21 protein-coding genes, 1 tRNA gene and 1 pseudogene are annotated in these 21076 nt (G+C 66.9%); 4 read left to right on the forward strand and 19 right to left on the reverse strand.

Annotated features, from left to right (window positions below; translation table 11 throughout):
- Positions 1-17: 17 nt before the first annotated feature.
- From TEP_RS14730 to TEP_RS14740, 3 genes are all read right to left on the reverse strand, one after another.
- Positions 18-905, reverse strand: coding sequence for a LysR family transcriptional regulator (locus tag TEP_RS14730; protein ID WP_132825773.1), 888 nt, complete (start codon positions 903-905; stop codon positions 18-20).
- Between the two features lie 39 nt (positions 906-944).
- The gene (locus tag TEP_RS14735) at positions 945-1826 is read right to left on the reverse strand and encodes an SDR family oxidoreductase (protein ID WP_132825774.1); all 882 of its coding nucleotides are present in this window, start codon (positions 1824-1826) and stop codon (positions 945-947) included.
- Between the two features lie 79 nt (positions 1827-1905).
- Positions 1906-2769, reverse strand: coding sequence for a DMT family transporter (locus TEP_RS14740; protein ID WP_099785940.1), 864 nt, complete (start codon positions 2767-2769; stop codon positions 1906-1908).
- Between the two features lie 133 nt (positions 2770-2902).
- On the opposite strand from TEP_RS14740, the gene TEP_RS14745 reads away from it, so the two are divergent.
- Positions 2903-4294: a PLP-dependent aminotransferase family protein gene (locus TEP_RS14745; RefSeq protein ID WP_132825775.1), complete on the forward strand. Its 1392-nt coding sequence runs from the start codon at positions 2903-2905 to the stop codon at positions 4292-4294.
- A gap of 69 nt (positions 4295-4363) precedes the next feature.
- Here TEP_RS14745 and TEP_RS14750 read toward each other — a convergent pair whose 3' ends face one another.
- Entirely contained in the window at positions 4364-4816 is a 453-nt protein-coding gene (locus tag TEP_RS14750) for a hypothetical protein (protein WP_080150825.1), read from the reverse strand.
- 138 nt (positions 4817-4954) lie between these two features.
- Here TEP_RS14750 and TEP_RS14755 point away from each other — a divergent pair, with 138 nt between their 5' ends.
- Positions 4955-5638 carry a class I SAM-dependent methyltransferase gene (locus TEP_RS14755; protein ID WP_132825777.1) on the forward strand — a complete coding sequence of 228 codons (684 nt, stop codon included), beginning with the start codon at positions 4955-4957 and terminating at the stop codon, positions 5636-5638.
- A gap of 15 nt (positions 5639-5653) precedes the next feature.
- Here TEP_RS14755 and smqnr read toward each other — a convergent pair whose 3' ends face one another.
- Positions 5654-6301: a SmQnr family pentapeptide repeat protein gene (smqnr, locus tag TEP_RS14760; protein ID WP_132825778.1), complete on the reverse strand. Its 648-nt coding sequence runs from the start codon at positions 6299-6301 to the stop codon at positions 5654-5656.
- Positions 6302-6455: 154 nt separating this feature from the next.
- Between smqnr and TEP_RS14765 the strand changes: the two are divergent.
- Positions 6456-6818 (forward strand): annotated as a pseudogene (locus TEP_RS14765) (MFS transporter); the annotation flags it as partial.
- Here the strand turns inward: TEP_RS14765 and TEP_RS14770 are convergent.
- From TEP_RS14770 to TEP_RS14785, 4 genes are all read right to left on the reverse strand, one after another.
- Positions 6734-8329: a PepSY-associated TM helix domain-containing protein gene (locus tag TEP_RS14770; protein ID WP_132825779.1), complete on the reverse strand. Its 1596-nt coding sequence runs from the start codon at positions 8327-8329 to the stop codon at positions 6734-6736. The pseudogene TEP_RS14765 and the gene TEP_RS14770 overlap by 85 nt on opposite strands.
- A gap of 11 nt (positions 8330-8340) precedes the next feature.
- The gene (locus TEP_RS14775) at positions 8341-10476 is read right to left on the reverse strand and encodes a TonB-dependent receptor (protein ID WP_132825780.1); all 2136 of its coding nucleotides are present in this window, start codon (positions 10474-10476) and stop codon (positions 8341-8343) included.
- Positions 10477-10595: 119 nt separating this feature from the next.
- Positions 10596-10985, reverse strand: a complete 390-nt coding sequence (locus TEP_RS14780; protein WP_132825781.1) for a DUF2946 family protein — start codon at positions 10983-10985, stop codon at positions 10596-10598.
- A 191-nt stretch (positions 10986-11176) separates the two neighbouring features.
- The gene (locus TEP_RS14785) at positions 11177-11557 is read right to left on the reverse strand and encodes a tautomerase family protein (protein ID WP_132825782.1); all 381 of its coding nucleotides are present in this window, start codon (positions 11555-11557) and stop codon (positions 11177-11179) included.
- A 557-nt stretch (positions 11558-12114) separates the two neighbouring features.
- On the opposite strand from TEP_RS14785, the gene TEP_RS14790 reads away from it, so the two are divergent.
- A complete protein-coding gene (locus TEP_RS14790) occupies positions 12115-12546 on the forward strand; it encodes a hypothetical protein (protein WP_132825783.1) in 432 nt (143 codons plus the stop codon).
- A gap of 54 nt (positions 12547-12600) precedes the next feature.
- Here the strand turns inward: TEP_RS14790 and TEP_RS14795 are convergent.
- The 10 genes from TEP_RS14795 to fabD all read right to left on the reverse strand — a co-directional run bounded on the left by TEP_RS14795 (position 12601) and on the right by fabD (position 21053).
- Positions 12601-12675 (reverse strand) — tRNA-Val (locus tag TEP_RS14795).
- Between the two features lie 114 nt (positions 12676-12789).
- On the reverse strand, positions 12790-13143 hold the full coding sequence (locus TEP_RS14800) for a PilZ domain-containing protein (RefSeq protein WP_025874071.1): 354 nt from the start codon (positions 13141-13143) through the stop codon (positions 12790-12792).
- Positions 13140-14096, reverse strand: a complete 957-nt coding sequence (locus tag TEP_RS14805) for a DNA polymerase III subunit delta' (RefSeq protein WP_132825784.1) — start codon at positions 14094-14096, stop codon at positions 13140-13142. Before TEP_RS14805 ends, TEP_RS14800 begins: the two co-directional genes overlap by 4 nt.
- Positions 14093-14758 carry a dTMP kinase gene (gene tmk, locus TEP_RS14810; protein WP_132825785.1) on the reverse strand — a complete coding sequence of 222 codons (666 nt, stop codon included), beginning with the start codon at positions 14756-14758 and terminating at the stop codon, positions 14093-14095. The genes TEP_RS14805 and tmk overlap by 4 nt, the downstream gene beginning before the upstream one ends.
- Complete coding sequence (gene mltG, locus TEP_RS14815; RefSeq protein WP_132825786.1) at positions 14755-15816, reverse strand: endolytic transglycosylase MltG; 1062 nt, start codon at positions 15814-15816, stop codon at positions 14755-14757. The genes tmk and mltG overlap by 4 nt, the downstream gene beginning before the upstream one ends.
- A 209-nt stretch (positions 15817-16025) precedes the next feature.
- Entirely contained in the window at positions 16026-17390 is a 1365-nt protein-coding gene (locus TEP_RS14820) for an aminodeoxychorismate synthase component I (protein ID WP_132825787.1), read from the reverse strand.
- A gap of 92 nt (positions 17391-17482) precedes the next feature.
- Positions 17483-18745 (reverse strand): beta-ketoacyl-ACP synthase II, encoded by a 1263-nt coding sequence (gene fabF / locus TEP_RS14825; protein WP_132825788.1) that lies wholly within the window; start codon positions 18743-18745, stop codon positions 17483-17485.
- Between the two features lie 145 nt (positions 18746-18890).
- The gene (gene acpP, locus TEP_RS14830; RefSeq protein WP_025874077.1) at positions 18891-19130 is read right to left on the reverse strand and encodes an acyl carrier protein; all 240 of its coding nucleotides are present in this window, start codon (positions 19128-19130) and stop codon (positions 18891-18893) included.
- Positions 19131-19282: 152 nt separating this feature from the next.
- Positions 19283-20026, reverse strand: a complete 744-nt coding sequence (gene fabG, locus TEP_RS14835) for a 3-oxoacyl-ACP reductase FabG (RefSeq protein WP_025874078.1) — start codon at positions 20024-20026, stop codon at positions 19283-19285.
- 82 nt (positions 20027-20108) lie between these two features.
- On the reverse strand, positions 20109-21053 hold the full coding sequence (gene fabD / locus TEP_RS14840) for an ACP S-malonyltransferase (protein ID WP_132825789.1): 945 nt from the start codon (positions 21051-21053) through the stop codon (positions 20109-20111).
- Positions 21054-21076 lie beyond the last annotated feature (23 nt).

The raw sequence follows: 21076 nt of genomic DNA on the forward strand, positions 1-21076 counted from the left end.
AGATGCTCAGTTGGCAATTACGACACTACCGGTTGCGCTGCCATCGCCAGGAAATTCTGCAGCACCGGTGCAGGCGATTCCGGGCGCATGCAGAACTGCAGCTCGAACGCAGCGTTGCCGCCATCCAGTGGTCGATAGACGATTTCTTCGGGACGGAACCCGGCCATGCTCGCCGGCACGATCGCCACGCCCGCTTCCACAGCCACCAGCGACAGCACTGCGTGCATGCCCTGCGCTTCCTGCACGACCCGTGGCGTGAAGCCGGCAGCAGTACACAGGCCGAGCACCTGCGCGTGGAAGCCGATGCCTTCGGCCGATGGCCATGAAACGAACGGCTCGTCCACCAGGGCTGCGACATCCAGCCGCGGCCGCGCGGCCAACCGATGCGCGCGCGGCAGGGCAATGGCCAGTCGATCATGGTCGAAGGCCTGCAGATGCAGCTCTGCGGAAATGATCGGCGGAATCAGGATGCCCAGGTCGATGCGCCCCTCGCGCAGCCACTGTTGCTGCTGCCGCGAGGTGGCTTCGTGCAGATGCAGCTGCACCTGCGCAAACGCATGGCGGAACTGGCGGATCAGTGCCGGCAGTCGCCCATAGAGCGCGCTGCCGACGTAGCCGACACGCAGGCTGCCGGTCTGCCCTGCCGCCGCTTCCCGCGTGCGCTGCAGCGCCTGTTCGGCGTGCTGCAGAGTTGCACGCGCCTCCACCAGCAGCGTCTGCCCCGCTGCGGTCGGGCCCAGCGTGCGGTTGCCACGCACGATCAGCCCGGTACCCACCTCGTCTTCCAGGCGCCGCATCGCCGCCGTCAATGGCGGCTGCGACATGTGCAGGCGTGCAGCAGCGCGATGGAAGTGCAGTTCTTCGGCCACCGCCACGAACTGGCGGAGCAGGCGCAGATCGATCATTTCATCGCAGGCAGGGGGAGACCCGCCTAGGGTACGCGTTCAACCGCGCGCGTCGACACTCGGCCGTGCAATGACCGGCCACTGCAGGGCCACCGATTCGATGCTGTCCGCTGCCACCGCACGCAGGTCGCGGGGATAGGCCACGTGTTCGGCTTCCTGCAATCGCAATGCATGGAACTGGCCGTTGCTGGCCCGCAGGGTCCAGCCACCCTGCCGGCACCGCGTAGAGGCAAGGAAGGCAACCCCGGGCGCCACCGCCTCTGGATGCAGTTCATCCGGTTCCCCGTCGATGCCCCACATGCGGGTCTTGGCCACCGGCGACACCGCGTTGACGACGATGCCGTGTTCGGCGCCTTCCAGGGCCAGCACATTGACCAGCCCCTGCGCAGCCAGCTTGGCCATCGCGTAGCCGCACAGGCCGCGCTGCGCATACTGCGGGTACAGCGCGCGATCGGAGGTGGTCAGCACGATGCGGCCGCCGCCGGCAGCACGCATCGCAGGCCATGCCGCCTGTGCCAGCCACAGCGGTGTCTTCGCCGCCAGGCACAGCATCTGCTCCAGCGCATCGTCTTCCACCACTTCGATACCGGCGTAGGCCACCCAGCCGGCGTTGTGGATGATGAAGTCCAGGCGACCATGCCGCTGCAGGATGTCCTGCACGAGCGCGTGGCAGCCACTGCGCTGGTTGATGGGGCCGCTGGCGGCTTCGACCGGCAGGCCCTGGGCATGCAGTGCTGCCACCGCTTGGGCGATGCGCTGCGGATCGGTACCCGTGCCGTCCGTCGCGGCGCCCACGTCATGCATCACCACGTGCGCGCCACGCTGGGCCAGCAGGCGGCTGTAGGCCAGGCCGAGGCCACCGGCGGCACCGGTCACCAGGCCCACCTGGCCTTCGAACGAGATACTGGAATCGGGTTTCATCGGCACAGCTTCAACCAGGCGCGCCGGCCCCGGCCAATACTGTTGGCGGCACGCCACGATACGCCGACGCTATCGCGCGTCATCGGCTGAAGCGGCGGGCGCCGGCCACGCAGATCACCGCTGCCACGGTCACCAGCAACATGCCGGCGCTGACGGTCTCGTGCAGCAGCAGCGCCGCCAGCGCCAGGCCAAAGAACGGCTGCAGCAGCTGCAGCTGGCCGACCGCCGCGATACCGCCCTGGGCCAGGCCGCGATACCAGAACAGGAAACCGACCAGCATGCTGAACACCGCCACGTACCCCAGCGCCCACCAGGCCGACGCGGCCACCGCCGTGAACGAGGCCGGGCGCATCGCCACCATCAGCGGCAGCATCACCGGCAATGCCAGCAGCAATGCCCAGCTGATCACCTGCCAGCCACCCAGATGCCGGGCCAGGCGGCCGCCCTCGGCATAGCCAAGTCCGCACACCACGATCGCTGCCAGCATCAACAGGTCGGCCTGCAGTGAGGCTTCGATGCCGTTGCGTGCGGCGTAGCCGACCACACAGGCGCTGCCCAGCAACGAGAACACCCAGAACGCCGGACGCGGTCGGTCACCGCCGCGCAGGACGCCGAATACCGCCGTGCTCAGCGGTAACAGGCCCAGGAATACGATGGTGTGTGCCGAGGAGGCGTGGCGCAGGGCCAGCGCGGTCAGCAACGGGAAGCCCACCACCACGCCCAGGCTGACCAGCACCAGACCGGGCAGATCGCTTCTGACCGGGCGCGGCTGGCGCAATGCCAGCAGCAGCACCAGCCCCAGCAACGCGGCGATGCTGGCGCGCGCGGCGGTGACGAAGCTGGCGTCCAGCTCCATCACTGCCAGACGGGTGGCCGGCAACGAGCCGGCGAAGATCACCACACCGATGAAGCCATTGATCCACCCGCTTGCCGACCGTTCCACACCCTGCTCCAGAAATGCCGGGCAATGGCCGGCCGTGCCCTTCATTGGGCCACCGGGCACGGGCGATACACAGCTACAATCCAGTACAGTCACAAGTAACTGTACTGCCCACAATTCCCTTACAGTCACGCGCATGTCCCGACCGCCCAGCCGCATCGACAGCGTCATCCACGCCGTCCGCTCCCGCATCAGTTCGCGCCTGGATGGCCCGGGCAGCCGCCTGCCCTCGGTGCGCGCGCAGGCCACGGCGATGGGCGTTTCCGTGTCCACCGTGGTCGAGGCCTACGAACGTTTGGCCGCTGAAGGCGTGATTGTCGCGCGCGCCGGCTCCGGCTTCTACGTGGCTGGCCCGGCGGCACCATTGGCGCTGGCCGAAATGGAACCGCGGCTGGATCGCGCGGTGGACCCGCTGTGGGTATCACGGCAATCGCTGGAAACCCCGCCGGGACACCTCAAGCCTGGCTGCGGTTGGATGCCCAGCGACTGGCTGTACCACGATGGCCTGCGCCGCGGCCTGCGCCGCATGGCCCGTGCCGACTCCGCGCAGCTGGTGGACTATGCAGGGCCGCTGGGCCTGCCGGCATTGCGGCAGACACTGCAGCGACGCGCGGCCACGCTGGGCATCGACGCGTCGATGGAGCAGTTGCTGCTGGCCGAATCGGGGACGCACGCGGTCGACCTGGTCTGCCGCTTCCTGCTGAAGCCCGGTGACTGCGTGCTGGTCGACGACCCGAGCTATTTCAATTACCACGCGATGTTGAAGGCCCATCAGGTGCAGGCCATCGGCATACCGTACATGCACACCGGGCCGGACCTGCAGGTGTTTGCCAGCGCACTGCAGGAATGCGCGCCACGCCTGTACATCACCAACGCCGGGCTGCACAACCCGACCGGCGCGGTGCTGTCGGCGACCACCGCACACCGCCTGCTGGGCCTGGCCGAACACAGCGAACTGATCATCATCGAAGATGACATCTTCGCCGACTTCGAGCTACGCCCGGCGCCACGGCTGGCGGCGCTGGATGGATTGTCGCGGGTGATCCATGTCGGCAGTTTCTCCAAGACCATTTCCGCAGCATCGCGCTGCGGCTACATCGCCGCGCGCCCGGACTGGATCGAGGCACTGACCGATCTGAAGCTGGCCACCAGCTTCGGCGGTGGGCACCTGGCCGCGCACCTGATTCAGATCGCACTGACCGACAGTGGCTACCGCCGCCACATGCAAGCGGTGCGCACGCGCCTGGCCGATGCGCGCAAGCACACGCTGCGGCAGGTGCAGAAGCTGGGCATCACGCCATGGCTGCAGCCCGATGCGGGGCTGTTCCTGTGGTGCCAGCTGCCCGATGGTCGTGATGCATCTGCAGTGGCCAGGCAGTGCCTGCGCGATGGCGTGGTGGTGGCGCCGGGCAATGCCTTCAGCCAGTCGCAGCGGGCTGCCGACTACGTGCGCTTCAATGTGTCGCAGTGCCAGGATCCGAAGATCTGGCAGGTACTGGGGAAGGCGTTGCAGACGCGTGCACGATGACCGGCGATTGACCGGCCTCTATCACGCGGAAGCCGACGGGACGAAGCCCGCGCTCTGGAAACCCCGGGCTCAATGGGCGAGGTAGGTCTCTGCCGGGATGTCCAGAAGCTCCGGACCCGAAAGCGCGGCGCCCTGCAGATCGGCGCCGGTATTCAAGGCGTTGTCGATCGCATTGAGCGACGAACTGCGCTGGCAGATCGCCCGGAACGCGGCGCGTGGACCTTCGTGGTACATGACCAGGGCGCGCTGGAGACCGGCAGCGAATACGGGCTCACGGTCAAGCGGCAGTTCATGCAGCTCGCCTTGTGCGTCGGAGGCGGTGAAGGTACCGGGCAGCTGCACGCCCAGTTCCATATGACCGATCAGAGCCATGGCGAAGGCTTCAGGCAACCACACCAGCAGGCGGCGCATCTGCCAGTGTTCGCTGCCGAGCGCGAGCAGCGCCCGCTCGGCCTGCTCCTCATCCACGCCCTCCCGTCCCAGCATTGTCAGCGCCAGTTCAAAGGCTTCCGCCGATGGCATCGCGGGGCTGCGAGGGTCCATTCCCGATCTCTTCAATGCATGCAGGCGCAGACCTTAAGCAAAGGCGGGCCACTGTGCAATCCACACTTGCCGAGCACGGTAAAGTGGATGTTCGCCATTGCCGCAGGAATCCTTCCGATGTCCTTCTCCGATCCCCACGCCGTGGCCCGCTACGCGGAGGGCCCGCTGCGGCAGGTACCCGGTTTCCTCGGACTGCAGCAGATGAGCCGCCTGCTGCTGGCCGAACACGTACCCGATGATGGCCAGGTGCTGGTGCTCGGCGCAGGCGGCGGCCTGGAACTCAAGGCCTTCGCGCAAGCGCACCCGCAATGGCGGATGCTCGGCGTCGATCCTGCCGCGCCAATGCTCGCGCTGGCCGAACAGACCCTGGGGCCGTTGATGGCCCAGGTGACGCTGCTGGAAGGCTACATCGACGATGCCCCGCGCACCGTCTTCGACGGCGCCACCTGCCTGCTGACCCTGCACTTCCTCACCGTTGAACAGCGCCTGCACACCCTGCGCGAACTGCGGCAACGGCTGCGCGCAGGTGCGCCGTTGGTGGTGGCGCACCACAGCGTGCCGCAGGACGCGGCCGGCAAGCATCGCTGGCTGCAGCGCTACGCCGCGTTCGCCGAGGCTTCCGGCATTCCACGTGCCGATACACAGCGCGCGGCCGAGGCGATCGCCGGACGCCTGCCGCTGCTCTCACCCGAACAGGAAGTGGCGCTGCTGCAGGAGGCCGGCTTCGAGAACGTGGAACTGTTCTACGCCGGCTTCAGCTTCAAGGGCTGGGTGGCACACGCGCCGGCCACACCGGCATAGCGCCGCGACGCACGCTCATGGCACCACGGTGATGCCGATCCGCTGCATCAGCAGCGCCACCTGCTGCACATCCAGCGTGGCGCCACGCAGGTTGGTGCTGCGCAGGTCCAGGTCGCCCAGTTCGGAGTTGGTCAGGTCGCAATCGGTGAAGTTGGCGGAATTCCAGTCGACGCCATCGAACTGGCCGCCGGACAGGTCCGACCCTGCAAAACTGGCGCCGCTCACGTTGGCACCCTCCCAGCGGTTCTCCCACAGCTCGCACTTCTCCAGCGTCACCCGCGAGAAGTTGGCATAGCGCAGGTTGCTCTTCTTGATGAAGGCACTGCAGAACCAGCTGCGCGTGGTGATCTGGTTCAAGAAACTGGCGTTGCTGAAATCGGCGCCCTGTGCGCGGCATTCGCTGATTTCCAGCCCCAGCGCCTTGATGAAGTTGAAGTTGCACATGCTGATGTCGCACTGGCGGAAGCTGGCTTCCTTCAACGTGGCACCCCTGAAACGGCACCCGGTGCGCGTGTCGGCATCGTAGAAACCGCAGTTCACGAACTCGGTGGCGGTGAGGTCAGCGCCGGAGAAATCGCATTCGAGGAAATGCTGGTCGAACACCTTCTGGCCGGTGAACTGATCGGCGCCGATGCGCAGCTTGTGGTGAACAGTGGGGGACATGCAGGGTTCCGTGCCGGGTGCCTTTCCATGATGCCGCGCTGGAAAGGCGATGGGCAGCACCAACTCGCGCGCGATTCACCAGCGCTGCAGCCGCAGTGTGTACAGGCGTCCCTACGAGCCGTCACCAACGCCAGATACTGCACACTAACGCACAGAAAACCTGGTAGAGCGCATCGGCCGGCAGAGGGCGATCTTGACCGGTGCGCTGCTGGCCTGCGCCGGCGTGCTGGTGCTCACCCTGGTCACGCCATGGCAGGTGTCGTTGGTCGGCTATGTGCTGGCCGGCCTGGGCTGCGCCACCATCGCACCGGCGCTGTTCTCGCTGGCTGGCAGCCAGAACCGGATGCCGCGGGCGATCGCCATCACCGCCGTGTCCACCCTCGGCTTTGCCGGCATTCTTGCCGGCCCGGCGCTGATCGGTTTCGCCGCCAATCACTTCGGCCTCATCGCCGCCTTTGTCGGTTTGGCGATGGCACTGTTGCTGGTGGCGGTGTCGACGCGCTGGCTGCGGGCGTGATGCGCATGGCGGCGCTTGTGCCGGAATGTCATGCGCAGGCGGCGGTAGCCGATGACGGTTGCCGTTGCACATAACGCGGTGCCTGCCAGGCTGAGCAGCAGCAGCACGACCAGCCGCGCACTGTGCTGCCGCAGCATTGCCGGCAAGTCCCAGCTGTGCAGGAAGGAGAATAGCCAGCGACCTGCGCGCTCGCGCTTGCCCAGCGTCAACAGCGGATCGCCGGTGGCCAGGTCGACATAGACGCGGGTTGCCTCAGCGTCATCGAAATCAGCCATCGCCACCGGAAAGCGGCGTACCGCGGCGCCGTTCATCGCCTCTGCAGCGCGTGGGTAGAAGTAGGCATCGGGCGCCTGCAGAATGGTGAATCCGCGCAGCCGCGCGTCGGACATCGCCGCGACCCTGCCCCGCAACCATTCTGCATCGAACGCAGTGGACACCTGCAGTGCGCCGCCCCGCTCTCTGACCACGCGCGAATCGGCATTGCCATCCAGCACCACCGCGAAAAGTTCACCACCGATGCGTCGCCACTGGCTCTCGACCGGCACGAACCGCGGCGTGTGCACTGCAGCCAATAGCGCAGCCGGCTGAGCAATGACACCTGTATCCGCCGGCACCACGCCCTGATAGCGCCCAACGTAAAGCGAGGCGCGAGAGCTGCTGAACACTCCCAGCGGGTTCATCGACATCAATCCACTGAAGATCCAGGTGAACACGAATGCACTCGCCATCAAGCCGATCAGGTGATGCCAGCGCATCCATGGCTCCTGGTACGGCGTCTTCGACCCTGACCGGTACTGTCCGCGAAACCGCCAGCGCCAGATGCCGACCACCACCCCGCTGATCGCGGCCACGGTGCACAGCGCCGACAGCACGATCATCGTCCAGGTCCATACCGGGTCCACCGACTGCACGCGCAGGAAGTACAGCCAGTGCAACCACGCACCCACATAGTTCCAGCGCTGCTGCAGGCGCGGTGCATCCAGCACGACTTCGCCGGTCCGCGAGGACACGTAGACATCACCGGGCTGTGCGCCGCCGACGCCGACGCGATACAGCGGTCGATGCGGGTCCAGCGCGCGCGAATGCGTCCAGCGGTCTTCATCCAGCGGCATGGCGCCAACGAAGGCAGGGCCGCCGGCGAACTGCGCGGCGGAAACCTCGGCCAACTGTGCCGATACCGGCGGCAATGCCTGTCCGGTAAGCGCCGACCACGCGCCCACGTTCGCGCCGGAGCGCACCACGTAGGCGGGGTCGCCACGCAGCGTCGTCAACACGACCCGCTCAGGCGCCTGTCGAACGGCTTCCGGCAACGCGGAAAGTGCCTGCCAACCGCGCGCGTCGGCCAATGCGGGCAGCGTGGCCAACCGCTCCGCTGGCGTCAGCTTCGGGTAGCCGACGAACAGCATCACCATGCCGCTGACGAACCACAGCAACATCAGCAGGCACCCGCCGATGCCCAGCCAGCGATGCGTCAGGTAGGTCCAGCGTTTGGCGGTGGATCGCAACGACATGCCCTGCGTCCTCAGAAGCGATGGTCAAGGCTGAACTCGACGCGCCGGTCTGCGCCCAGCAGCCACTGCGTGCTGGTGTAGTACGCCGTGGCGTAGTACGCCTTGTCGAACACGTTGAACACGCGCGCGGTCAGCCGTGTGCGCGGCGCGGCCTGCCAGGTCAGGGCCAGGTCGGTGGTGGCGTAACCCGGAAGCTGCAGCGTGTTGGCGTTGTCGGCATAGCGCTTGCCCACGTAACGCACGCCACTGGCCACGCTCCAGTCGGGCTGGAACTGCCAGCTCAACCAGACGTTGGCCAGGCGCTCGGCCACGTTCGGCGGCACGTTGCCATCACGCGAGACGATCACCGCCGGCGTGCCGGTGGCTTCCAGGAAATCCTCGAACCCGGCCTTGAGCACGGTCGCGTTGGCATCCAGCGACCACTGTGGAGCGAAGTTCCAGTTCAACGAAGCTTCGATTCCCTTTGAGGTCTGTGCCCCCACCTGCACCCGCCGGTCGGGCTGCAACGGGTCACGGCTGAGCAGGCCGGTCTTGCGGATGCGATAGGCCGCCAGCGTCCACTCGCCTCCGTCGAAGGCCTGCTTCATGCCAACCTCGATCTGCTTGCCCTTGGCCAGATCGAACGCGCCGTTGGCCGGGCTGATCATCAACAGACCACTGACCGGGTCGGCCGCCTGCGAATACTGCGCATAGAGGGTCAATGTTGGTTGCAGCGCGAGGACCGTGCCCGCGCGCCAGCCGGTGCTGTTGTAGGTCCTGGAGAACGCACGCTGGCCGCTGACCAGGTCATTGCGGTCGATCGTGGCGCGATCGTGGCGCAAGCCCGCGAGCACCGACCAGCGCTCGCTCAGTTCCAGCCGGTCTTCCACGAACAACGCGACCTGTTCGGCGCTGTTGCGGTAGCGCGGCAGGTTGGGAGCATCGCTGCTGAACCCACCGGGCGCCGGGTTGAAAGGATCCACCGGCCCCGAGCTGCCCGCATAGGTGTTGTTGGTGTGCTTGAAATGCGCACGGTTGGCATCGAAGCCGACAGCGAAGCTGTTCGGCAGCCCACCTGCATTGCCGAGCAGGCGCAGCGTGGAGGTCAGTCCGGTCTGGTCCTGGTTGTGGGTGATCTGGGTGTTGCCAGAGCGATCGATCAGGCCCGTGCGCCCGTTGTAGACGTAGGCCTCGGCGTTGCGCCAGTCACGCTGGCTGTCGATCTGGTAGACGCGCGTACGCCATTCCACGGTGTCGTTCGGCGTCCAGGCCGCATCGAGCTGGGTCCAGCGGTCGCGGAAACGGATCACGCTGTCGGCCACGTTGTAGTTCTCGTGGCGCAGCGCGCCCAGCTGCCGCCCATCGATCAATGGCGTACCGAAGTAGCGCATCGGCTTCTGGTAGCCCTGCGCATGGGTCAGCGTGAACTGCAGATCCGTTCGTGGCTGCCATAGCAGCGCAGCAGAGAACGTGGCATCGCCGTTCTGGCCGCGATCGACCCACCCGCTGCTGTAGTTGCCGCTGACATCCACGCGGTAGGCCAGCGCCGGCGTGAGCGCACCGCCACTGCCGAAGCCCAGGCGCGCAGTGTCCTCACTGCCCAGGGTTACGCTGACCTCGTTCTCGATGGCGCCGCGCGAAGGCTTCTTCGGCACGATGTTGACCACGCCGCCGATGGCGCCATCGCCGTGGATGACCGAGGCCGGCCCGCGCAGCACCTCGATGCGCTCGATAGACCAGGTATCGAACGGAAAAGTGATGCCCACACCACCGTACTGGCGCAGGCCGTCGTACAGGCGCATCACCGAGGCGCCATCGGTGAAGCCACGGCTGGACAGCGCACTCAGGCCGTTGCCCGGATGGGGCATGGCACTGATCGCGCCAGCGCGGATGATCGCGTCGTTGAGATTGGAATCGCCGCGCTGCTCCAGCTGCTCGCGTGAAATCACCGTCAGGCTGGCCGGCGTCTGCAGCACGCTCAGCCCGAGCGCCGAACCGGCGCTGGCAGAAGTGGACAATTCACCACGGCGCGTGTCGACCACGCGCACGGCATCTAGCGTCGTGGGGTCCGGCACGTCGGCGCGGGCGGGCGCGGCATGCAGGGCGAAGGCGCACAGCGTCGGCAGCGCCGTCCAGCGCAGGGCGGCGACATTCGGGTTCGTTTTCATTTTTTCACGGCATGCAAGGCCGCCCGGTCAGCCGGGCAGCAGGAAGAAAAGCGCACGCAGTAGTGCCAGGCCATGCCTGGCAGCTTCAAACGAAAAGGAATAATGACCGCGTGCGCGGCTCAGACAGCCGCAGCCACCGGCGGTCCCCGCGCACCCAACGTGCCTGCAATCCGCACAGGCAAAACCTGCACCGCACCCATCAACGCCCGGCACACCGGTACCAGCGGCACCAGCAACAGCAGCGCCGCCACCAGCAGGGTGATCAATCGCGCCGCGATCAGGCAGTAATCGCAGTCCACGCCCATCTCGTGGTCGGCATGCGGATCGGCCGGCGGCTTCGGTGTCGCTTCGCCATGCTGCATTGCCATCGCGTGGTGGTCGTGATGCCCTTCCATCGCGTGCTGGGTGTGTGCGGCGTGGTCCATGGCCGCCACCGGTGCGGCAGACGCAACAACGTGCCCATGTACCAGCCAGCGGCTCACCAGAGGCGCGAACAGCACCAACAGCATGGCAAGCCATGCCAGGGTCTGGAACCGGCGGTGGAGAACGGAGCGGCGCACCCAGCCATTCTACGAGCCCGGGGCCAACCTTGGACCACGTTCAGGGTTTGGCCCCTGCGACACGGTGACGCAGGGTTCTGGCACCGACCACATGACGGATCCACAGTACATCCACGCCACGCGTGGATGCTCTTCGCGCATCAACTCACGTACTGCGCTTGGCCATTACCGAACGACCAGTTCTCCCGCTTCACTTCCACCAGGTTGATGAACACGTCCTCGCGGCGGATACCCACCGCCGCGTGCAGGCCATCGGCAATACCGGCATACAACGCCTTCTTCTGCTCCAGCGTGCGCCCTTCGTTCCAGGTGATCTGGATGCAGATGAAATCATCGGTGCGGGCGATGCCCAGATAGCCCGGGTCGTACACCAGCGTGCCGGCGTCGTGCTCCTGGAAGATCTGGAAGCGATCGTTTTCCGGCACACCGACGGCGCGCATGGCCTGGTAGATCGCTTCGCCGACACGCTGGCGATACTCGACGGATTTACCTTTGCGAAGATCGATACGGGCGAGCGGCATGGTGGCACTCCAGGGATGGGAGGGGGCGCGGCAATGGGCCGAGATTACGCCCGCCGAGGGCGGCGGGACAGCACATGGATGGAACCCTCTGCTTCCATCGATGGCATGCGCCGCGCGGAGTGACGTGATCGCCACGTTCGTGCATGCAGGGTGCCCCCAGGCGCAGGGTCAGCGCAGCCGGTGGCTTACGCCATCAGTGATGCGCCGCACGGCGTGCGGGTGCTGTCACGCACAGATCGGGGAACTCGCGGTACGCCCGGGTGCAGTTGCGAAATTTACTTACAGACCAGTGTGATTGTTCGACTCGATGATCGCCGGGCCGAGGCAGGTTGCCTTGGCCGGGATTGGCGTCTCGAAAAAGCAAACCTGACGGATTGGTTGCGCAGCAGTGCGTAGCCGCAAGAATGCACCGACGGCCCTCAATGGCGGGCGGTGCGTGGGGATCACTCGATCCGCCGGGTGATTTCTCACTCCGTTGTGTTTGCCCCGGTACGCCAACCCGCACCGTCCGCCACCTTCTCTTTGGAGGGTGGTCCTACGCCAGTGAGGGTTTCGCCATGACCAACCGCACCGCCATCCATCCCCGCCTGCACGCCCTGATCGGCGACATCGCCAGCAACAACGTTCCCGAAGACCTCGCGCGCGAGATCGAGTGCGCACTGAAGGAGCAGCAGTTCCCTCCCGCGCAGCCGATGTTCTTCACCTTCCTGGATGCGATCCGCAGGGGAGATGGCGAAGACGGCCAGCCGTGCACCACGCAGAGGCTCAACGCACAGACTCTCGCCTCCCTCGGCCGTTCACTGTCCGCACTGACCGCCGTGCTCGATCTTCTGCACGCGGCAGAGCGCGCACGCGTGGACGGAAACACCGACGAGCAGATCGGCGACTTCCATCGAAATGGTCTGCTGCTGGCCGCGCGCCAGATCGCGCATGCCGCGCAGACAGGTCTCGGCGATGCGATCACAGCGGTGGCAAACAAGCCCGGGTAAATCGCAGGCAACAAAAAAGCCCCCATCGCTGGAGGCTTTTTTCGTTCTGCAACATGGTGGGCGGTACAGGGATCGAACCTGTGACCCTTGCCGTGTGAAGGCAATGCTCTACCGCTGAGCTAACCGCCCGGTGTGTTGCTGAGCCGCTCATTATAGGGGCTTTTCAGAGACCGTCAACAGTTTTCACATTCGTGCTCACGCGCGTTTCCAAGGGCCGCCGGGCATGGCCCGGCGCTACCGGAATCACATCGTATGCGTCGGCTTGTCCGAACCGGTCAGGCCGGCCAGGATCGTCTCGATCTTGTGGCGCACCGTCTCGCCTTCCTGGCCATCGGCCAGCTGCACGCCGATGCCGGCGGTGCGGTTGCCCTGCGCACCGGCCGGGGTCACCCAGATCACCTTGCCGGCCACCGGCAGGCGCTCGCTGGAATCGGGCAGGGTCAGCAGCAGGAACACCTCATCGCCCAGGAAATAACGCTTGGGCGTGGGCACGAAGATGCCGCCATTCTTCACGAACGGCATGTACGCGCTGTACAGCGCGGCTTTGTCCTTCACTGCCAGGGACAGGATGCCCTGGCGGGCGTTGCTGGCACTCATCGATTTCCCCTTGCGGCAGGCCGCTCGTTCACCTTGTTCCAGGCCAGCAGCAACTCGACCACCGCAAGGTCTGCGCGCACGGTGGTGCGCAGCAGGTCGCGGGTGCGGTTGGCCGCATCGAACCAGGCTGCAAGCTTGTGCAATCGCTCCGGCGTGGTCAAGGCATCGGTGCTGGCCTGGGCCAGCGCCAGGTCGGCGGCGAAGCGCAGGCGCAGCGCCGCGTTGTCATCGGCGCACCACTTCTGCGCCAGCTCCACCGCGCCGGTCTTGCCGGCGGCCAGCTGTTCCAGCTCACGGCCGACCTCGCGACGCAGGCTCAGGCCATCTTCGCGCAGCCAGTTGTCGGCCTGCCCGGGATGGCCGCGTGCTGCATCCAGTGCCTCGCGCGCGGCCGCTTCGCTGTGGCCCTGCTGCTGCAGCCAGGCCAGCGCTTCCTCGCGCGGCGGCAGCCTGAATTCCAGGCGCTGGCAGCGGCTGCGCACGGTCTGCGGCAGGCGCGCCGGGTCGCTGCTGATCAACCACAGGTAACGCCCGGGCTGCGGTTCTTCCAGGGTCTTCAGCAGCGCATTGGCGGCCGAACGGTTGATGGCATCGGCCGGGTCGACGATCACCACCTGCGCCACGCCGTACTGCGGGGTCAGCGCCAGCTTGTTGCTGATCTCGCGCACCTGCTCGATCACGATCTCGGTGCGCAGCTTGTCGCCGCTCTTGTTGGGAATGAAGCTGATCAGCTGCAGGTCGGGATGCGTGCCGGCGGCAATCAGCTGCCGGGTGCGGGTGGCATGCGTGGCATCCCCGCGTGCCAGCACGTGGTCGGCCAGCGCCAGGGCCACCTCCCGCTTGCCCAGCCCGGCCGGGCCACAGATCAGCAGGCCATGGCCCAGCCGATCTGCATCCAGTGCAGCCACGGTCTGGTCGAACGCGCGCTGCTGCCAGGGCGAGAACGTACTCATGCGCCCTCCCCTTGCTGCAGCCAGCGCTCGACACGCGCAACCACATCGGCGGCCACGCGCTCCTGCACCTGGCCTGCATCAACCAGCGCGAAACGCTGCGGGTCCTGCTGCGCACGGCTGCGGAACACTTCGCGCACGCGCTGGAAGAAATCGTCCTGCTCGCTTTCGATGCGGTCCGGCCACAGGTCGCGGCCATTGGCACGCGCACGGCCGACGGCCACGTCCACATCCAGCAGCAGGGTCAGGCCGGGCAGCAGGCCCACAGCGCGACGCTCCAGGTCGGCGATCCACTGCGGGTCCAGGCCGCGACCGCCGCCCTGGTAGGCATAGCTGGAATCGGTGAAACGATCGCTGAGCACATAGGCGCCGCGCTGCAGCGCCGGCTGGATCACCTGGCGCACATGCTGCGCGCGTGCGGCAAACACCAGCAGCAGCTCAGCCTCGGCACTGAGCGGCTCGGCGGCGATCTCGGCATCGGGCTTCAGCACCAGGCCGCGGATGCGCTCGGCCAGCGGCGTGCCACCGGGCTCGCGGGTCAACACGACCTCATGGCCGTGGCGGCGCACGCACTCGCGGATGGCGTTGATGGCGGTGGTCTTGCCCGCGCCCTCGCCGCCTTCCAGGCTGACGAAACGGGGATGGCGAAGCAGCGCGGAACTCATTGCGCCGGAGTCTCCTGGGTGCGTTGCTGGCGCAGCTGCTGCAGGTAGCGGGCTACGGCGGCGTTGTGTTTGTCCAGGCTGGGCGAGAACACGTGTGCGCCGCTGCCATCGCCTACGGCGACGAAGTACAGCGCATCGCCCGGTGCCGGTTGTGCAGCAGCCATCAGCGCATCGCGGCTGGGCATGGCGATCGGGGTCGGGGTCAGGCCGGCACGGGTATACGTGTTGTAAGGCGTATCGGTAGTCAGGTCGCGACGGCGGATGTTGCCGTCGTATGCCGCACCAAGGCCGTAGATCACGGTCGGGTCGGTCTGCAGGCGCATGCCGATTTTCAGGCGGCGCATGAACACCCCGGCGATCTGCGGTCGCTCGCTGGCCAGCGCGGTTTCCTTTTCGATGATCGAGGCCAGCGTCAGCAGTTCGTAGGGCGTGTTGATCGGCAGGTCCGGGGCGCGGCTTTCCCAGGCTTCGTCCAGCGCCTTCTCCATCGCGCCGTGGGCACGCTTGAGCACGTCCAGGTCGCTGTCGCCGCGCTGGTAGACGTAGGTCTCCGGCAGGAAGCGGCCTTCCGGATGCTGGCCGGCGAAACCGAGGCGATCCATCAGCGCTGCGTCATCGAGGGTGTCGGTGGTGTGCAGCAGCGGATCGGCGCGTTTAAGCGCGGCGCGCAGCTGGCGGATGTTCCAGCCTTCGATGATGGTGACGCGGTGCTGCAGCACCTTGCCCGCGCGCATGCGCAGCAGCAGCTCGCGCGGGGTCAGGTCCTTGCTCAGTGCGTACTCGCCCACCTTCAGCTTGCCGGCAGCGTCCAGCTGGCGCGCCAGCAGCTGCCACTGGGTGTCCTGCCCTTCATCCACGCCGGCCTCGCGCAGCTTGCGCAGCACGCTGTTCATGCCATCGCCGCGGGCGATGACCACGCTGTCCGCACTGGGGGTCAACGGCACGTCGGCAAACTGGCTCTGCTTGTAGAAGAACCACGCGCCCGCGCCGGCCACGATGGCGGCCAGCACCAGCAGCAGCGTTACCACCAACAGACACCCGCGCTTGGCTCCCGCCATGGACTACCTCTGAACTCGATTCCGTCGTGCAGGATACCGTGCCCGGTGGGGCGGGGTCATGACCGGGGCCACGCGTCCGTGCCGACCAACGGTCGGCACCCACCCGCCATCTCCAGTAGATCCACGCCATGCGTGGATGAACGGCCATGGGGGCATCCGTGCCGACCAACGGTCGGCACCCACAAGCCATGCCCGGCGGCGGCAATCGATCAGCCCTGCTGCCCCAGCGCCCGCAGCAGGCCGCGCGCCTTGGCCCGGGTTTCGTCCAGTTCCTTGTCCGGGTCCGAGTCGACCACGATGCCGGCTCCGGTGCGGAAGCAGACCTCGCTGCCGTCCACTTCGGCGGTGCGGATCAGGATGTTCAGGTCCAGGTCGCCATCGCGGTTCAGCCAGCCGAACGCACCGGTGTACGCGCCGCGTGGCACCTGCTCCAGTTCGCTGATGATCTGCATGCAGCGCACCTTCGGGCAGCCGGTGATGGTGCCGCCGGGGAAGGTCGCGGCGATCACCTCGCCCGGGGTGACGTCCGCGCGCAGCTGGCCGCTGACGTTGCTGACGATGTGGTGCACGTGGGCGTAGCTTTCCACGGTCATCAACTCGTCCACCACGACCGTGCCGGGCAGGCAGATGCGGCCCAGATCGTTGCGCTCCAGGTCGATCAGCATCACGTGCTCGGCGCGCTCCTTGGGATGGCCGACCAGTTCCTGGATGCGCGCGGCATCGTCGTCGCCCTCGAAGCGCGGGCGGGTGCCGGCGATCGGGCGGGTCTGCGCGTGGCCGCCATGCACCGACACCAGCCGTTCCGGCGACGAGCTGACCACATGCCGGCCGTGCGCACTGAACAGGCCGGCAAACGGCGCCGGATTGGCCCGCCGCAGCTGCGCGTAAAGCGCCTGCGGGCTGACCGGTGCTGCAAAGTGCGCGCTCCAGCGCCGCGACAGGTTCACCTGGAACACATCGCCAGCGCGCAGGTACTCGATCACCCGGCGCACGCCCTCGGTGAAGCGTTGTGGCTCGTCTTCGCTGACCGACTGCGGCGGCTGCCAGCCCTGCCCGGCCGGCGGCAGTCCGCCCGCGACCAGCCCGACCAGCGAGTCCAGCAGCGCCTGCTCGCCCGCCTCGGCAACGAGGAAGCTGGTGTCGGCCTGGTGGTCATGCAGCACGGCGGCCGGGCAGCGCAGGGCAAGTGCGGTCGGTCGGCCGTCATCGCGCGCGCGCGCCGGCAGCACCGGTTCGACCTGGCTGGCCACTTCGTAATCGAGCATCAGCGCCCAGCCACCGCGGAACGGTAGCGCGTGGCCGCCGTCGTGCGGCAACCGCTGTGCCTGCCACGCGCGGTCCAGCGCCTGCAGGAAGCTGCCGGGCTGCACCGCGCCGTGCTGGTCGCGCACCTGGCCATCGGCGTCCAGCTGCAGGGTGTCGCCCTGCGCGGCCAGCAGCAGGCTCCAGCGGCCCTGCGCAGTGCCCGAGGCGGTGGACTCCATCAGCAGCGGGAAACGCGCCGGGTCACGCTGCTGCAGGGCCAGCAGGTCGATCGGGTGCGGCAGCGGGTGGATCAACGGGGCGTGAGTCATGGCAGCCAGTTCGGGAGACGGATACACGGAAGCCGCCTTGCGGCGGCCTCGTGGTTGGCCGAGCCGAGCATGGCTCGACCCTACCGGTGCGATCAGACGCGCTTGAAGATCAGCGTGCCGTTGGTGCCGCCGAAGCCAAAACCATTCGACATCACCACGTCGACCTTGGCCTGGCGTGCTTCGTTGGGCACGTAGTCCAGGTCGCAGCCTTCGCCCGGCTGCTGCAGGTTGATGGTCGGCGGAATGACGTTGTCGCGCATTGCCAGCACCGAGAAGATCGCTTCCACGCCGCCGGCAGCGCCGAGCAGGTGGCCGGTCATCGACTTGGTGGAGCTGACCATCATCTTGTAGGCGTGGTCGCCGAAGGCGGTCTTCATCGCCATGGTCTCACCGAGGTCGCCCAGCGGGGTCGAGGTGCCATGTGCGTTGAGGTAGCCGACCTGTTCCGGGCTGACACCGGCGTCCTTCATGGCCATGGTCATGCAGCGCGCAGCGCCTTCGCCGTTCTCGCTCGGCGCGGTCATGTGGTACGCATCGGAGCTGGCGCCGAAACCGGCCAGCTCGCAATAGATCTTCGCGCCACGCGCCTTGGCGTGCTCGTACTCTTCCAGGATCAGGATGCCGGCGCCGTCGCCCAGCACGAAGCCGTCACGGTCCTTGTCCCACGGGCGCGAGGCCTGTTCCGGAGCATCGTTGCGGGTGCTCATCGCCTTCATCGCGCAGAAGCCGCCCAGCGCCGTCGGCGAGGAGCCGCGCTCTGCACCACCGGCCACCATCACGTCCGCATCGCCGTACTGGATCATGCGCATGGCGGTGCCGATGGAATGGTTGGAGGTGGCGCACGCCGAGACCGCCGAGAACGACGGGCCCTTCAGGCCGCTGATGATGCTCAGCTGGCCCGGCAGCATGTTGATGATGGTCTTGGGCACGTAGAAGGGAGAGATCTTCTTCCCCTCGTGGAACTCGATGGTCTGCTCTTCGATGCCGAGCAGGCCGCCGATGCCGGCGCCAACGATTGCGCCGATGCGGTCGGCGTTGGCGTCGGTGATCTCCAGGCCCGAATCATGCAGGGCCATGAAGGCGGCACCGAGGCCGTAATGGATGAAGGGGTCCATCTTCTTGGCATCCTTGCCGCTGACCCGGTACTTGCCGAACAGTTCGTTGTCGGCGGTGATGTCAAAGCCTTTGACCTCACCTGCAATCTTGGTGGTGAACCGGTCCAGGTAGGCATCAGAAACGTTGGTCAGCGGACCGATGCCCGAACGACCGTGGGTGATGCCTTCCCAGCTGCTGGCCAGATCATTGCCCAACGGCGAGACCATACCCAGGCCGGTTACGACGACGCGACGCTTCATTGCTGATTCTCCTGACCCGAACGTTCTTTGCGGGTAACGCGGTTTACTTCGGTGTGGTGCGCAAACACACGGGGCCGCAAACAGCGGCCCCATGGGGTGTCGTGCGCGCCGGACGCAACGCCCGCACGCGCACTGACGTCCTGCATCAGGCCTTGACGTGGGCCGTGATGTAGGTGATCGCAGCCTGCACGGTGCTGATCTTCTCGGCTTCTTCGTCCGGGATCTCGCACTCGAATTCTTCTTCCAGCGCCATCACCAGCTCGACGGTGTCCAGCGAGTCAGCGCCCAGGTCATCGACGAACGATGCGCTGTTGGTGACTTCTTCTTCCTTGACGCCAAGCTGTTCGATGACGATTTTCTTGACGCGTTCTTCGATGGTGCTCATGGGATATCGCTCCAGATGGAGTAGTGGTTCAAAAGTGGTCGCCATCAAAGGCGATGGCCGTGGGATAGTGTAGTGGAAACCGGCGTGACCTTGCATTGCAGCAAAAATCCTCGCAGATCAACCACTTGCGGCGCGATCCCTGCGCCCCTTGCTTACGGCATGTACATGCCGCCGTTCACATGGAGAGTTTCGCCGGTGATGTAGCCGGCAGCCGGGCTGGCCAAGAAGGCCACCGCATGGGCGATGTCCTCCGGCGAACCCAGGCGTTCGAGGGCGATGTCGCCGATCAGCGCGGTACGCGCTTCTTCCGGCAGCGCCTTGGTCATGTCGGTGTCGATGAAGCCCGGCGCGACCACGTTGACGGTGACCCCGCGCGAGCCGATTTCCTTGGCCAGCGACTTGGAGAAACCGATGATGCCGGCCTTGGCGGCGGCATAGTTGGCCTGGCCGGCGTTGCCGGTCACCCCCACCACCGAGGCGATGTTGATGATGCGGCCCTTGCGCGCCTTCATCATGCCGCGCATGACGGCCTTGCTGGTGCGGAACACGCTGGTCAGGTTGGTGTCGATGATCGACGCCCAATCATCTTCCTTCATGCGCATCAGCAGGTTGTCGCGGGTGATGCCGGCGTTGTTGACCAGGATCGAGATCGGGCCGAATTCCTTGGCGATACCGTCAAGCACGGCATCGAGCGCAGCGGCGTCGGTGACGTTCAGCGCGCGGCCGTGACCGCCGTGGGCAGCCAGACGCTCGCCGATCGCGGCGGCGCCGGAATCGGTGGTGGCGGTACCGATGACAGTGGCGCCCTGGGCGGCCAGCAGATCGGCGATGGCGGCACCAATGCCACGGCTGGCACCGGTAACCAGTGCGATTTCACCCTGCAGGGGCTTGCTCATGATGTTTTCCTCAGGCTGGGGCGGCCGCCGCACCCGCGCCGCTTGCAGCGGCCACCGGCACGGTCGGCAGGAACAGGGGCAATCAGGCCGACCACGTCTCGCGGGCGGTTTCGAAGTCGCCCGGGGTGGCCAGGGAACGGCCGTCGATGGCCTTGTCGATGCGCTTGACCAGACCGGTCAGCACCTTGCCCGGGCCGCACTCGGCGATCCGGGTGACGCCACGGGCGGCCAGCGCCTGCACGCAGCCGGTCCACTGCACGGGCTGGTACAGCTGCTGCACCAGCGCGGCGCGGATCGCGTCCACGCCGTCGTGCACCTTGGCGTCGACGTTCTGCACCACCGGCAGCTGCGGCAGCTGCCAGGACAGGCCGGCCATCACTTCGGCCAAGCGGTTGGCGGCTTCGCGCATCAGCGGGGTGTGCGAGGGCACGCTGACGGCCAGCTTGACCGCCTTGCGCACGCCCTTCTCGGCCAGCAGCGCCAGCGCGCGGTCGACCGCAGCGGCGTCGCCGCCGATCACGATCTGGCCTGGCGAATTGAAGTTGGCCGGAACGACCACCTGGCTGCCGGCAGCTTCCGCGCAGACGTCCAGCACCAGCTGGTCTTCAGCGCCGAGCACGGCGGCCATGGCGCCCACACCCGCCGGTGCGGCGTCCTGCATCAGCTGGCCGCGCAGGCGCACCAGGTGCGCACCGTCGTGCAGGCTCAGGGCGCCAGCGGCGACCAGGGCGGTGTACTCACCCAGGCTGTGGCCCGCCAGAACCGACGGACGCGGACCGCCCACGGCGTTCCAGGCGCGCCACGCGCCGATGCTGGCGGCCAGCAGGGCCGGCTGGGTGTATTCGGTACGGTTGAGCATTTCCTCCGGGCCGCCCTGGGACAACGCCCACAGGTCGACGCCGGCACCATCGGATGCCTCGGTGAAGGCCTCACGCACCTGCGGGTACAGTTCGGCCAGCTCGGCCAGCATGCCCACAGACTGCGAGCCCTGACCGGGGAAGACAAAAGCGAGGGTGGATACGGTCACGCGGTCATCCGCTTGTTGCAATC

It is taken from the genome of Stenotrophomonas sp. TEPEL, from assembly GCF_004348785.1.
In the GTDB taxonomy this organism is placed as follows: Bacteria; Pseudomonadota; Gammaproteobacteria; order Xanthomonadales; family Xanthomonadaceae; genus Stenotrophomonas; species Stenotrophomonas indicatrix.